The following is a 14141-nucleotide window of genomic DNA, read 5'->3' on the forward strand; positions in this document are numbered from 1 at the left end:
AGGCTCAGGGCTCGCTAGGTCTGCCCGGAGAACCGCAGCACACCCATGAGGTCGTCCTCGGTCAGGGCGGCGGCCTCGTCGTCGGTGGCGATGCAGGCCTCGAGCCGCTCGGTCAGGCGGTCCTGGTCGATCCCGGCACCGATGAGGACGAGCCGGCTGGCCCGGTCGCTGCCACGGCGTTCCGGATCGATCCGCAACGACGGGCCGACCTTGCCGATCACGTACCGGCGGCGGTGACCGGGGACGGCGAACGTCGCGAAGCCCTTGATCCGGAACACCCCGGGCAGGTCGTCGTCGAGCAGGGCCATCAGCCGTCGCGGGTGCAGGGGCCGGTCGGTCTCGAAGCTCAGCGACTCGAACCGGTCGTGCAGATGATCATGGTCGGCCGCTTCGTGATCATGGTCGGCGTCGGCCAGGGCGAGGGTCGGCTGGTGGTTGGGCCGCAGCTCGAGTTCATACAGCAGCTCCGGGTCGACCCGGCCCTCGGTGGTGCAGAGCACCGGCGCCACCGGGTTCAGCTCCCGGATCTCCTTGCGGCGCAGGGAACGCTCGGCGTCGTCGAGCCGGTCGATCTTGTTGATGATCACCAGATCGGCCACCTCGACGTGCCGCTCCAGCTCCGGGTGCTCCTGCCGGGACTCCGGGAACGCGGCCGCGTCGACCACCTCGACGAGTCCGCCGTAGGCCATCCGGTCGTCCAGCGCCTGGAACACCAGCTGCACCATCGCGCCCGGTTCCGCGATCCCGCTGGCCTCGATGACGATCACGTCGATCTCCGCGGCCGGCGCCGCCAACCGGTCCAGCATGCCGGCGATCTCGCCACCGTCGGAGACGCAGCACAGGCAGCCGCCGCTGGTGGTGATCATGCTGTCGGTCTGCCCGCCGACCAGCATCGCGTCGATGTTGATCGCTCCGAAGTCGTTGACCACGACGCCGATCCGGACGTCCAGGCTGTTCCGGAGCAGATGGTTGAGCACGGTGGTCTTGCCCGAGCCGAGGAAGCCGGCCAGCACGATGATCGGGATCGGGCGGCGGGACGCGGTACGACGAGGCACGGGGCAACCTTAGTGTCGTCCGCTCCCGCCCCCGGGCTCGGCAGCACGCGGAAAATCCTGGCAAACGCTTGCCCGCGGTGGGTGGGTCTTTGACACTGAGGTGATCCCAGACCGTCTCGACAACGTGGTGAGGTGCGGCCGATCATGAACGAACTGACCCGACGAAGTCTCCTGGCAGCAGGCGGAGGAGTGGCGGCCTTGTCGATCCTCGGCGCGACCACGACGGCGTCGGCCGCGGGCTGGCAGTCCCGGCTGGTCCGTACGGACTCGCGGGGCCGGCTCGGCTACCGTGCCGATGCCGACGGCAACGTGATCCCCGACTTCAGTCATGCCGGCTACCGGGGCGGTGGTGTCGCGCTGCCGGACCTGCCCACGGTGGCCACCGTGCGGCCGGTGGCGGGCGACAACACGGCGCACCTGCAGGCCGCGATCGACGCCGTTGGTGCCCGCCCGCTCGATCCGGACGGGCACCGCGGTGCGCTGCTGCTCGAGGCCGGGACCTATCCGGTGGCGGGCACGCTGCGGATCCCGTACAGCGGCGTGGTGCTGCGCGGGGTCGGCGACGGCGACGACCCGTCGGACAGCACGATCATCCGGGCCACCGGCAACACGCCGGTGCACCGGGACGTGCTGGTCGTCGGCAGCGGCGCGACCACGAAGTGGGCCGGTGAGGTGGCCGGCACCAGGACCGAGGTGACCTCCGACCTGGTCCCCGTCGGAGCGCGTACGTTCTCGGTGGCGGATCCCTCGGCGTACCGGCCGGGCGACAACGTGATCATCGTCCACCCGTGCACCACCGAGTGGCTGGCCGCCGTCGATCACGGGGCGACCGGCGCCGACGCGGGCTGGACGGTGGGCAGCCAGCCGATCACGTACAACCGCTTCGTCACCGGCGTCTCCGGGAAGTCGATCACCGTCGACGTGCCGGTCTACAACCCGCTGGACCGGTCCCTGGCCACCTCGACGGTGCACCGCTGGGACCGCGCCGGGCTGGTCACCGAGGCCGGCGTGGAGGACCTGCGGATCATGATCGAATTCGCCGGCGATCCGGACGTCGACGAAGATCACGCCTGGGTGGCGGTCCGGCTGCGCGGGCTGCAGGACGGCTGGGTCACCGGCTGCACGTTCCTGCACTTCGCGAAGGCCGGCGTCGAGACCAACGAGACCACCCGGGTCACCGTGGCCGACTGCCGGGCGCTCGATCCGGCCTCGGTGATCACCGGCGGGCTGCGCTACAACTTCAACAGCGAAGGGTATTCGCAGCAGATCCTGTTCACCGACTGCCATGCCACCAAGGCCAGGCACGCGTTCATCTCCAACGGCACCAGCAGCGCCTCGGGGCTGGTCTTCCTGCGCGGCACCTCGGTCGGCAGCCTTGCCTCGTCGGAGGGCCACCGGCGCTGGAGCCAGGGCATGCTCTGGGACAACCACCAGGAGGTCGACCCGGCGACGTCGATCACCCTCGGCATCTACAACCGCGGCGACTACGGCACCGGCCACGGCTGGGCCGCCGTGCACTCGGTCGGCTGGAACTGCGACATGGCCGGGAAGAAGCTGGTCGTGCAGCGGCCGCCGACCGGGCAGAACTACGCGATCGGCTGCCGTGGTGTGATCACCGGCGACGGCCCGTTCGACCACCCGGCCGGGCACATCGAAGGGGCCAACCGAGCCGGGCTCAACCCCGGTTCGCTGTACCAGGCGCAGTTGGCCGACCGGCTCCGTTGATCATGATCAGCGCTGCCCGCTGAGCCAGCGGTGCAGGCTGGTCGCCAGCCGGACCGGCTGGTCGAGCTGGATCAGATGGTCGGCGCCGTCGATCACCTCGAGCCGGGCGCCCGGGATCGCCGCCGCCAGCCGGTGCGCCCGGTCGACCGGGATCCAGCGATCCTGCGCACCCCAGGTGATCGACACCGGCAGGTCGAGTTCGCCGTAGCGCGGCTCGATCTCGTCGGTGTAGGCCTGGTCCGCCTGGGCGATCTGCCGGTAGAACGCGGCCTGACCCTCGTCGCCGAGCCACGGCCCGGTCAGCGCCGCCTCCTGCTCCGGCGCCAGGCCGCGGTGGCTCGCGGTCGCCAGATAGCTGCGCAGCGCGCCCTCGTGCACCGACGGCGGCAGTTGCGGGAACAGGTCCGGGTGCTCACCGACCAGCCGGAAGAATGGCGAACCCCACGGCGCCAGGGCGACCACGTCGATCAGCGCCAGTGACGCATACCGGGCGCCGTGCAGCAGGGTGGCCCGCAGCGACACCGCCCCGCCGTAGTCGTGCGCCACGACGTGCGGCCGGTCCAGCCCCCAGCCGTCGATCAGGTCGGCCAGCAGTTCGCCCTGGACGTCCAGCGACACCCGGTGCTCCGGATGCTTGGACGAGCTGCCGTACCCGGGCATGTCCCAGAGGTATGTGGTGAATTCGGCCGCCAACGCCTCCGCGTACGGGCGCCACAGCCAGGACGACCACGGTGTGCCGTGGCAGAACACGACCGGCGGTCCGGAGCCGAGCCGGTCCCAGCGCACCGTCCGGCCGTGCCACTCCAACGTCTGGGTCAGTTCCATGATCACGACCCTAGCCCGAGTTGATCACCGCCCGCCCGCTGACATGATCGAGACTGATCGCGATGAACAGGTTGCGCGTGCCCGGCGCCCAGGGCACGGGGTCGTTCGCCCGCCACAGTTCGACAAGATCACCGACGTCCGCGACGGCCCGGGAACGCCCGTGCACGACGACGCTCCAGCCGGTCCGGCTCGCGGTGTCGAACTGATCGATCTCGAACGCGACGTGGTGCTCCTCGCGCAGCTCGGCCAGGATTCCGTACGGCGCGGTGCGGAACACGATGCCCTGCTCACGAACGGCGTACGTCACCGGAAGCGTCTGGATCCCCTCGGCCCCGGACCAGCTGACCCGGCCGATCACCTGCTCGTTGAGCCGGGTCAGACAGCCCTCCGGCGAGAGGGTGCGGAAGCTGTTCTGCGGGTCGGTCATGGGTCCTCCTCCGGCCGGGCCGTTCGGGTTCAGCCTGGCCAGCCGGACCCGTGGAGGAAAGGGTCGAAGGTCCCGTCAGTCGTTCACCGGCGTGAGCTGGAGGCCGGATCCACCTCGAAGATCTTGGCCACGTCGTCCAGGATGGCGTGCGCCCCCTGCAGGCCGACCGAACTCATCCAGATCAGGTCGGACACCTCGTGCTTGGTGCCGGTCAGCCTTTCCCACAAGGGATTCGCGATGATCTTGCTCTGCGCCTCGCGGGCCGTGGGGTCGTCCCAGGTGGCCACGAAGATGTGTTCCGCGTCAAGATCGGGAATGTTCTCCGGGCTGACGTCGACCACGATCGAGTCCTGCGTGGTCGGCTGGTCCTTCGGCCGGACGAACCCGACGTCGGACAGCACCAGGCCGGAGTAGGAGTTCTCCACGTACAGCCGGATCGTCGGCTCGCCGGCGAACCGGACGATCGAGATCTCGGGCATCGCGCCGGCCTTCTCCTTGATCGCCGCGCCGATCGCCTCGGTCCGCTGGTCGTAGTCGGCCAGCCGCTGCTCGGCCAGCTCCTCCTGGCCGAGCGTGGTCGCGGTGAGCCGCAGGTTGTCCTTCCAGAGCGCGCCGGTGGTCTCGCTGAACACCGTCGGGGCGATCGCGGACAGCTGCTCGTACAGCTTCTCGTGGCGGACCTTCGCGGACAGGATGAGATCCGGATCGAGCTTGGCGATCTCCTCCAGGTTGGGCTCCTCGAGCGAGCCGACCGCGACCGCCTGGCCGGCCTGGTCCAGCACCGGCTCGAGATAGTCGGGCAGCTTGCCGCCGTCGATCGCCCGGTACGTGGTGTAGCCGACCAACTCGGCGTCCAGGGTGAGCACCGCGTCGACGAACGTCTGGTCCAGCGCGACCACGCGCAGCGGCCGGGCCGGGATCTCGGTCTCGCCCATCGCGTGCGTGATCTTGCGCGGGAAGCCGGACTCGGCGGGGGCGGGCCCGGCCGGCGGCTCCTCCGCCGTGGTGGACTGGCAGGCGGTGGCGAGCACGAGCATGATCGCCACCAGGGCGTACCGGATGCGCATCGAAGGGTCTCCCGTCACAAGGTCAGGGTGACCTTACCTCTCCCGTGATCAGGCTCCGGTCCGGCGGCCGATCTCGGACACCACCCGGTCCCAGGCGAACCGCGGCGGCGTCTCGTGGCCGACGCCGGCGAGGGTGATCAACTCCGCTCCCGGGATCTCGCGGGCCAGGAACGCGCCGTGCCCGGGGAAGAACGGGTCGTCGGCGCCGTGCAGTACCAGGGCCGGCACCCGGAGCGAGCCGAGCCGGTCTCGCCAGGCCGGGCCGTCGCCCATCAGGAAGTGGTTGTTCAGGCTGGCGATGCTGACGGCGCGGTCGTACGTCCGGGAGGCGATGTCGAGCCAGGCCGCCTCGTCGAACCCGCCCGAGCCGGCGTACGGCCGCTCGGCCTCGATCAGCCACGTGATCACCGCGTCCCGGTCGGTCCAGTCGGGCTCCGGTTGCTCCTCGGTGAACGTGGCCATGATCACCGGCGTCGGGCCGGGCAGGTCGGCATAGGACGGGCCCGGGCCGCCCGGCGTGGAACCGGTGAGGATGATCGACTCGACCCGGTCCGGATGGTCGAGGGCGACCAACTGCGTGATCCCGCCGCCCATGGACATCCCGAACAGGTGGGCCTTCGGCAGGTTCAGCGCGTCCAGCAGGGCGACGGCCTCGGCGGCCAGGTCGGGGAACGCGTACGAGGGCTTGCCGGGCGGGTCGCAGGTGGAGCGGCCGGTGTCGCGCTGGTCGTACCTGATCACCTGGTGACCAGCCTCCGCGAGTCGTTCGCAGAACCCGTCGGCCCAGGACAGCATCGAGGACGCGGCACCGGCGAGCAGCAGGACGGCGGGCCGGTCCGGATCGCCGAAGGTCTCGATGCAGAGTTCGGCGGTGCCGACGTCGATCATGCGCTCAGCCATGGAATTCCTCCCGATCCTGACCAACGGTGGTGAAGCGCCAGCGGGTGCCGCTGAAGCCGGTCTCCTTGCCGAACGCGAACACCTGCGCCGGCTCGAGGGCGTAGACGTGGCGCGGATCGGCGAGATCGGCGGGGTCGTAGAACTCGCCGTCCCGGACGACCGGGTGCCACCAGGGGTACTTCGGTGGGTAGCGGTCCGCCACCTGCTGCAGCCGGTCGGCGTCCCTGACCCGGCGAGCGACGCCCTCGAGCACGAGGTCGACCTCCGGACCGGGCACGGTGACCGCACAACCCTCGTTCCGCTCCAGATTGCGGGTCTTCCGGGACTGCCGGAAGGTGGCGAAGCAGACCGTACCGTCCAGCCACACGGCCAGCACCGGAGCGACGTGCGGCCGCCCGTCCCGGTCCGTGGTGGCCAGCAGGTAGTCGCCCGCGGTGGCGATCCGGTGCTGGACCTCCGGCCAGTCGAGGCCGGTCAGTGGCGCGCCTCGCGGGCTCGTCAGGGGCTCGGCCGGACCGGCCGTGTTCGTCGTCATGGGTCTGAAGTTAGGCGTACGGAGGCATTCGTAAAAGCGATGATTTCCGATCATGTCGATCGCCATTGGCTATGCTCACGGCGTGGTTGATCTTGAGTTGCGCCATCTGCGGACCATGGTGGCCATCGCCGAGGAGGGCACCTTCGGGCGGGCGGCCGACCGGCTCGGCTACACCCAGTCGTCGGTCAGCCAGCAGGTCGCCGCGCTGGAGAAGGCCGTCGGAGCCGCCGTCTTCGACCGGCCCGGAGGGCCGCGGCCGGTCCGGGTCACGCCGCTGGGCGAGGTGATCCTGGCCCATGGCCGCGAGGTGCTGGCCAGGGCGGCGGTGCTGACCGATGCCATCGACCGGTTCCGGGCCGGTGGCGGCCGGATCGACATCGGCACCTTCCAGGGCGCGACCCGGCTGATCCTGCCGGCGGTGATGAGCCGGCTGCTCGAGGAACATCCCGGGTGTGACATCAGGCTGTCCGACGTGGGGCCGGAGAATCCGCAGCTCGGGGAGCTCGACCTGCTGTTCCACTACGCCCGGATCGACGGCGACGTCGAGCACGTCGAGCTGCTCCACGAGCCGTACCTGCTGGTGGCCGGGGCCGGCGTCTTCCCCGAGGGACCGGTCGCGGTGCCGGACCTCGACGGCGCTCCGCTGGTCGCCTGGCCCGGCAACGCCCATCAGCTCTGGCTGGAGCGAGAACTGCTCGGCGCCGGCGCCCGGCCGCGGATCGTGTTCCGTACGGCCGGCCATGACTCGATCGTGTCGATGGTCCGGGCCGGCATCGGGTCGGCGGTGCTGCCGTGGCTCGCCCTGTACGGATCCGAGGCCTGGTCCGACGACCGGGTCACCCTCCATCCGCTGCGGCCGTCGCCCATCAGCACCTGGTACCTGTACTGGCCGGTCGGGCGCACCCAGTCGCCGCTCGCCGCCCAGGCCGTCGACGTCGCCGTCCGGCGCGCCGCGGAGCTGGCCGGCCTGATGTGACAGTCGGCACTGCCGTCCCTGACCGGGGACTACGCCCGCGTACGTAGTCGGGCGCCGCCGTCCGGCCGATGCGGACGAGGCCGGCCCGGTGCGACGGTGGGAGCAGTCTTCCGGAGGGTGGTGCGCGGTGGCGCAGGACGAGTTCGACGGCAGGGTGGCCCTGGTCACCGGCGCGAGCCAGGGGATCGGGGCCGCCCTGGCCGAGGCGTTCGTGGCGGCCGGGGCCGCGGTCGTGATCATGGCCCGGCGCGGCGATCGGCTGGCCGAGGTGGAGCGGCGGATCACGGCTGCCGGTGGCCGGGCGTTGGCCGTGGCCGGCGACGTGACCAGCGACGAGGCCGCCCGGGCTGCCGTGGCGGCCGCGGTACGGGAGTTCGGCCGGCTGGACGTCGCCGTCAACAACGCGGCCGACGGACCGCCGCCGCGGCTGCTGGCCGAGCTGACCCCGGCGGACTTCGAGCGCTCGATCGGCGTCGACCTGACCGGGACCTTCCTCGGGATGCGGCACCAGATCCCGGCCATGATCGACTCCGGTGGCGGCGCGATCGTCAACCTGGCCTCGGTCGCCGCGCTCGGCGGGATCAGCCACTTCACTGCCTACGTCGCCGCCAAGTCCGGGATCATCGGGATGTCGCGGACGGCGGCGCTCGACTACGCCCCGCAAGGCGTACGGGTGAACGTGGTCGCGCCCGGGCCGATCCTCACCGAGCACCTCCGGGCGGCCGGGCCGACGGCGCAGCAGGGCGCCGCCGCGGCGGTTCCGATCGGCCGGGTCGGGACCACCGACGACATCGCGGCGGCGGTGCTCTGGCTGTGTTCAGCTGCTGCCTCCTATGTCACGGGGGTGACCCTGCCGGTCGACGGCGGCCAGAGCGCCGGGACCCGGCTCGACCACCCGTACACTCCCGGGGAGCCGCTCGACCAGAATTGACTCTATCGAACTTGTGTTCGATTATGGGTTCATGAGTGTTGCCCGCCTCCCGGACTCCGCGCGGATCCGCGAACTGCAGGACCGGGTGCTGCGGATGCAGGGCAGCGGAGTCTCCCGGGCCCTGCCGGTGGTCGCGCCGCTGGAGCCGCTGCTGGTGCCCCGGACCGGCGGGGCGTACGCGGTGGACAGCCCGAGCCTGGCCATGATGTTGATGGCCGCGCCGTCCCAGGCGGGGGAATGGGTCGCGGTGGTCGGGGCGGCGGACTTCGGGCTCGCGGCGGCGGCCGGTTTCGGCGTCGACCTGGCCCGGACCATCGCGGTGCCCGAGCCCGGCGAGCGCTGGCCGGACGTCGTCGCGGGGCTGGCCGAGATCGTCTCGGTGATCATGGTCCGGCCGCCCCGGGTGACCGAGCACCAGGCGGCCCGGCTGCGGACCAGGCTGCGGCAGCGGGACGCGATGCTGATCAGTTGGGGGGACTGGCCGCGCAGCGAGGCCAGGCTGGGCATCGAGGCCTCGGCCTGGGACGGGCTGGGTCGCGGCTACGGGCGGATCACCGGTCGCCGGACCGTGGTCTCCGTGCGTCGGGCCGGCCGCCCGGTGAGCCGGATCGAGCTCCGGCTGCCCGGCCCTGACCTCCGGGTCGAGGCGGTCCCCGAGGCCGCCGAGGAACGCATCGCGGAGGCGGTCTGAGATGGCGCGCGGCCCGGAGCGGGTGATGGTCGTGTGGTGCCCGGACTGGCCGGTCGTCGCGGCCCGGACCGAGGAGGAGCTGGCGCCGGAGGTGCCGATCGCGGTGATCGCGCGCGGTGAGGTGTACGCGTGCTCGGCGGCGGCCCGGGCCGAGGGCGTACGGGTGGGGCAGCGGCGCCGGGACGCGGTCGGCCGGTGCCCGGAGCTGACCCTGCTGGACCATCAGCCCGACCGTGATCTCCGGGTCTTCGGCGCGGTGCTGTCGGCGATGGAGGAGGTCAGCACCGGCGTGATGCCGATCGCCCCGGGCCGCTGCGCGGTCCGGGTGCCGAGCCGCTTCTACGGCGGCGAGAGCGAGGCGGCCGCGGTGATCGCCGAGCAACTGGTCAACTCCGGGGTCTGGGACTGCCGGATCGGCATCGCCGACGGGGTGTTCGCGGCCGAGCAGGCGGCCCGGCTGGCCGATCAGCAGGGCCACCGGGTGGTGCCGCCGGGCGGCTCGGCCGACTTCCTGGCGCCGCTGCCGATCCGGGCGCTGGACGAGCCGGAACTGGTCAGCCTGCTGTCCCGGCTGGGGATCAAGACTCTCGGCGCGTTCGCCGCGCTGTCGGCCCGGGACGTGGTGACCCGGTTCGGCAAGCCGGGCGGCCGGCTGCACCGGCTGGCCGGCGGCGCCGATGCCGGTCTGCTGGCCAGCCGTACCCCGCCGCTGGAGTTCACCCGGGTCTGCCGGTTCGAGCCGGGGCTGACCTCGGTCGAGACGATCGGCTTCAGCCTCCGGCAGACCGCGGACGCCTTCGTCGCCGAGCTGGCCCGGCACGGCCTGGTCTGCACCACGGTCCGGATCGAGGCCGAGACGGAGCCGCTCTGGTCCGAGTCCGGGGCGGCCGACGGCTGGGTCGGCCTCCGGCGCTGGGCGCATCCGCGGTGGTTCGGCTCGGCCGACCTGATCGACCGGGTCCGCTGGCAGTTGCAGGCCGACCCGGCCCCGGCGCCGGTGGTCGAGCTGCGGCTGATCCCGGAGGGCATCGAGCCGCTCAGCGACCAGGGCGAGGGGCTCTGGGGTAGCGCGCCGGACGAGCGGATCGAGCGCGGCATCGCCCGGCTGCAGAGCATGCTCGGGCCGGAAGGGGTTCAGGCCGTCGGGCTGCAGGGCGGCCGCGGGCCGGCCGACCGGCAGTCGGCGACGGCGTGGGGCGAGCAGCCGGTCGGGCGCCGGCCGGCCGAGCTGCCCTGGCCCGGCAGCATCCCGCCGCCCGCCCCGAGCCGGGTGTTCGCCGAACGCCGCCCAGCCATGGTGTACGGACACGACGGCCGCCCGGTCCGGCTCACCGACCGCGGCCTGATCACCACCGAACCGACCAGCTTCCGTACCGACTCCGACCGGGCCCGTCGGATCCAGGCCTGGGCCGGGCCCTGGCCGATCGAGGAACAGTGGTGGGACCCGGGTCGGCACCGGAAGCTGGCCCGCTTCCAGGTCGTCGGCACCGACGGCAGCGCCTGGTTGTTGATCTTGGAGAACGACGACTGGTTCGCGGAGGCCAGCTATGAGTAGCCATGGGCTGGCATAACCCGGACATCCCGTGGTCGGAGCTGGAGCGGCGGCTGTCCGGCCGGCCGGAGCCCCATCCCGGGGCGACGCCCGAGACCGACTCGGCGCCGGGCTGGAAGCTGCGGAAGTCGCGCCGCCCGATCCGGGATGTCAAGCCGCCGGACGGCCCGGTGGTGCCGTACGCGGAGCTGCACTGCCACAGCAATTTCAGCTTCCTGGACGGCGCGTCCGAGCCGGAGGACCTGGTGGCGGTGTCCGTCGCGCTCGGGCTGTCGGCGCTGGCGATCACCGACCACGACGGCTTCTACGCCGCGCCCCGGATCGCCGAGGTGGCGGCCGAGTGCGAGCTGCGTACGGTCTACGGCGCGGAGCTCTCGCTCGACCTGCCGGAGCAGCAGGTCGGCGTCGCCGATCCGGTCGGGTCGCACCTGGTGATGCTGGCCCGTGGCGTCGACGGCTATCACCGGTTGTCCGCGGCGATGACCGAGGCCCACCTGCGGACCCCGGAGAAGGGCCGGCCGGTGCACCAGCTGGAACAGCTGGCCGAGTTCGGTCGTGATCACTGGACGGTGCTGACCGGCTGCCGGAAGGGGCTGGTCCGGCGGGCCCTGGCCGCCGGCGGCGAGGCGGCGGCGGCCGCGGAGCTGGACCGGCTGGTCGCCCTGTTCGGCGCCGACAACGTCGTGGTGGAGCTGTTCGATCATGATCAACCGGACGATTCCTTGATCAACGACCGGCTGGCCGCGCTCGCCGCTGATCATGGTCTGCCGGTGGTGGCGACGAACAACGTGCACTACGCGACCCCGGACGACTACCGGCTCGCGACGGCGATGGCCGCGGTCCGGGCCCGGCGCGACCTGGCCGCGATGGACGGCTGGCTGCCGCCGCCGACCGCCTACCTGAGGTCCGGCGAGGAGATGATCACCAAGTTCCGGCGGTACCCGGAGGCGGTGCGGCAGTCGGTCCGGATCGCGGCCGAGTGCGGCTTCGACCTGAGCCTGGCCAAGCCGAAGCTGCCGAAGCTGGCAATGGTGGAGTCCGGCCACACGCCGACCAGCTGGCTCCGGCACCTGACCCGGCTCGGCGCCGACCACTTCTACCCGGGCAACCGGGAGGAGGCGGAGGAGCGGCTGAAGCGTGAGCTGGCGGTGATCGAGAGCAAGGGCTTCGAGGGCTACTTCCTGATCGTGCACGACATGGTGCAGTACGCCAGGGACCAGAAGATTCTCTGCCAGGGCAGGGGATCGGCGGCCAACTCGGTGGTCTGCTACGTCCTGGAGATCACCGCCGTCGACCCGATCAAGTTCGGCCTGCCGTTCGAGCGGTTCCTGTCGGCGACCCGGGACGAGGAGCCCGACATCGACGTCGACTTCGACGCGGCCCGGCGGGAGGAGGTGATCCAGGAGGTCTACCACCGCTACGGTCGCCGCAACGCCGCGCAGGTGGCCAACGTGATCACCTATCGGCCACGGTCGGCGATCCGGGACGCGGCCAAGGCGCTCGGCTTCTCCACCGGTCAGCAGGACGCCTGGTCCAAGCAGCAGGACAGCTGGGCGGCGATCGGGTCCGCCGATGATCATGACGTCCCCAAGCCGGTGGTCGAGCTGGCCCAGCAGTTCCTGGGTGGTCCGCGGCACCTCGGCATCCACTCCGGCGGGATGGTGCTGACCGACCGGCCGATCTCCGAGGTCTGCCCGATCGAGCCGGCCCGGATGGAGAACCGCACCGTGCTGCAGTGGGACAAGGACGGCTGCGCGACGATGGGCCTGGTCAAGTTCGACTTCCTCGGCCTGGGCATCCTGAACGCGATCCAGCACACGCTGACCGTGGTCTCCGAGCAGCTCGGCGAGACCTGGACCCTGGCCACACTGCCGAAGGAGGAGGCGGGGGTGTACGACATGCTCTGCCGGGCCGATTCGGTCGGTGTCTTCCAGGTGGAGAGCCGGGCCCAGATCGGCACCCTGCCCCGGCTGCAGCCACGGAAGTTCTACGACCTGGTGATCGAGGTCGCGCTGATCCGGCCCGGGCCGATCCAGGGTGGCGCCGTGCATCCGTACCTGCGGCGGAAGATGGGGGCCGAGCCGGTGATCTATCCGCACCCGCTGCTGGAGCCGGTGCTGAAGAGGACCCTCGGCGTGCCGCTGTTCCAGGAGCAGCTGATGCAGATCGCGGTGGCGGTCGGCGGCTGTACGGGCGACGACGCCGACCTGCTCCGCCGGGCGATGGGCTCCAGCCGCGGCACCGAGAAGATCGAACGGCTGCGCGACAAGCTGTACCAGGGGATGGCCGACAACGGCATCGAGGGCGCGCTGGCCGACGACATCTACGCCCGGATCCAGGCGTTCGCCAACTTCGGGTTCGCCGAGTCGCACGCGATCAGCTTCGCGCTGCTGGTCTACGCGTCGTCCTGGCTGAAGCTGCACTACCCGGGAGCGTTCCTGATCGGGCTGCTCCGGGCCCAGCCGATGGGCTTCTACTCGGTCCAGTCACTGACCGCCGACGCCCGCCGGCACGGGGTCCGGGTGCTCCGCCCCGACATCGTCCGGTCCGGCGTCGACTCCGACCTCGAGCCGCTCGACAGGGCACTGGTCCCTGAGCCTGGCGAAGGGCAAGGCCCGCTCCGCGCGACCGGCGATCCCCGCTGCCTCGAGGTGGACCAGCCGCCGGTCGAGAAGTTCGACCCGGACTCACCGGACCGGACCGCCGAGCACCGCCGGGACGGCAATTTCGCCGTCCGGCTCGGCTTCACCGACGTGCACGGGATCGGCAAGGAGGTCGCCGAGCGGCTGGTCGCGGCCCGGGCCGAGCGCCCGTACACGTCGATGAACGACGTCATCCGCCGGGCCGGGCTGACCACCGCCCAGGCCGAGGCGCTGGCCACCGCGGGGGCCTTCGACGGCTTCGGCCTGAGCCGGCGCCAAGCTCTGTGGAACGCCGGCTACGCCGACAGCGCTGAGCAGTTGCCGGGATCGGCGATCGACGCGGCGCCGCCGACGCTGCCGGGGATGAGCGCGGCCGAGATCACCCTGGCCGACCTGTGGGCGACCCGGATCTCACCCGATGATCATCCGCTGGACCATCTCCGGGAACTGCTGGACGGCCACGACGTCCTGCCGGTGGCCGCCCTGGGCGCGGGGCACAACCGGCGCCGGGTCAGGGTGGCCGGCCTGGTCACGCACCGACAGCGGCCGGGCACGGCGAAGGGGGTCACCTTCCTCAATCTCGAGGACGAGACCGGGATGCTCAACGTGGTCTGTTCAGCGTCCCTGTGGTCCCGCTATCGGCGGCCGGCGCGGGGCAGCAACAGCCTGGTCATCCGCGGCGTGATCGAGCACACGTCGGGAGTCACCAACCTGGTCGCGGACCGGATCGAAACGCTCGCCGATGTGCTCGGTGAGCTCGGCGCGATGATCCCGGCCCGGCACAGCTCCCGCGATTTCCACTAGCCCGCCGTTCG

At 71.7% G+C, this 14141-nt stretch carries 12 protein-coding genes; 6 read left to right on the forward strand and 6 right to left on the reverse strand.

Annotated features, from left to right (window positions below):
• Positions 1-14: 14 nt before the first annotated feature.
• A complete protein-coding gene (locus AC6CCG_RS32520; protein WP_496659010.1) occupies positions 15-1055 on the reverse strand; it encodes a CobW family GTP-binding protein in 1041 nt (346 codons plus the stop codon).
• Positions 1056-1199: 144 nt separating this feature from the next.
• On the opposite strand from AC6CCG_RS32520, the gene AC6CCG_RS32525 reads away from it, so the two are divergent.
• Positions 1200-2780 carry a hypothetical protein gene (locus AC6CCG_RS32525; RefSeq protein ID WP_496659011.1) on the forward strand — a complete coding sequence of 527 codons (1581 nt, stop codon included), beginning with the start codon at positions 1200-1202 and terminating at the stop codon, positions 2778-2780.
• Positions 2781-2786: 6 nt separating this feature from the next.
• Here AC6CCG_RS32525 and AC6CCG_RS32530 read toward each other — a convergent pair whose 3' ends face one another.
• From AC6CCG_RS32530 to AC6CCG_RS32550, 5 genes are all read right to left on the reverse strand, one after another.
• Entirely contained in the window at positions 2787-3605 is an 819-nt protein-coding gene (locus AC6CCG_RS32530; RefSeq protein WP_496659012.1) for an alpha/beta fold hydrolase, read from the reverse strand.
• A 10-nt stretch (positions 3606-3615) separates the two neighbouring features.
• Positions 3616-4032 carry a pyridoxamine 5'-phosphate oxidase family protein gene (locus tag AC6CCG_RS32535; protein WP_496659013.1) on the reverse strand — a complete coding sequence of 139 codons (417 nt, stop codon included), beginning with the start codon at positions 4030-4032 and terminating at the stop codon, positions 3616-3618.
• Positions 4033-4115: 83 nt separating this feature from the next.
• Positions 4116-5099 (reverse strand): ABC transporter substrate-binding protein, encoded by a 984-nt coding sequence (locus AC6CCG_RS32540; RefSeq protein WP_496659014.1) that lies wholly within the window; start codon positions 5097-5099, stop codon positions 4116-4118.
• A 48-nt stretch (positions 5100-5147) separates the two neighbouring features.
• Positions 5148-5999 (reverse strand): alpha/beta fold hydrolase, encoded by an 852-nt coding sequence (locus tag AC6CCG_RS32545; protein ID WP_496659015.1) that lies wholly within the window; start codon positions 5997-5999, stop codon positions 5148-5150.
• Positions 5992-6534 (reverse strand): pyridoxamine 5'-phosphate oxidase family protein, encoded by a 543-nt coding sequence (locus AC6CCG_RS32550; protein WP_496659016.1) that lies wholly within the window; start codon positions 6532-6534, stop codon positions 5992-5994. The genes AC6CCG_RS32545 and AC6CCG_RS32550 overlap by 8 nt, the downstream gene beginning before the upstream one ends.
• Before the next feature lie 52 nt (positions 6535-6586).
• Between AC6CCG_RS32550 and AC6CCG_RS32555 the strand changes: the two genes are divergently transcribed.
• The 5 genes from AC6CCG_RS32555 to AC6CCG_RS32575 all read left to right on the forward strand — a co-directional run bounded on the left by AC6CCG_RS32555 (position 6587) and on the right by AC6CCG_RS32575 (position 14130).
• Positions 6587-7510, forward strand: coding sequence for a LysR family transcriptional regulator (locus tag AC6CCG_RS32555; protein ID WP_496659017.1), 924 nt, complete (start codon positions 6587-6589; stop codon positions 7508-7510).
• Positions 7511-7637: 127 nt separating this feature from the next.
• Entirely contained in the window at positions 7638-8441 is an 804-nt protein-coding gene (locus AC6CCG_RS32560; protein ID WP_496659018.1) for an SDR family NAD(P)-dependent oxidoreductase, read from the forward strand.
• 31 nt (positions 8442-8472) lie between these two features.
• Positions 8473-9132 carry a DnaE2-dependent mutagenesis accessory factor ImuA' gene (gene imuA' / locus AC6CCG_RS32565; protein ID WP_496659019.1) on the forward strand — a complete coding sequence of 220 codons (660 nt, stop codon included), beginning with the start codon at positions 8473-8475 and terminating at the stop codon, positions 9130-9132.
• A gap of 1 nt (position 9133) precedes the next feature.
• On the forward strand, positions 9134-10687 hold the full coding sequence (locus tag AC6CCG_RS32570) for a DNA polymerase Y family protein (protein ID WP_496659020.1): 1554 nt from the start codon (positions 9134-9136) through the stop codon (positions 10685-10687).
• 2 nt (positions 10688-10689) lie between these two features.
• On the forward strand, positions 10690-14130 hold the full coding sequence (locus tag AC6CCG_RS32575; RefSeq protein ID WP_496659021.1) for an error-prone DNA polymerase: 3441 nt from the start codon (positions 10690-10692) through the stop codon (positions 14128-14130).
• The last annotated feature ends 11 nt before the right edge of the window (positions 14131-14141 follow it).

Source organism: Microlunatus sp. YIM B11417 (genome assembly GCF_059617205.1).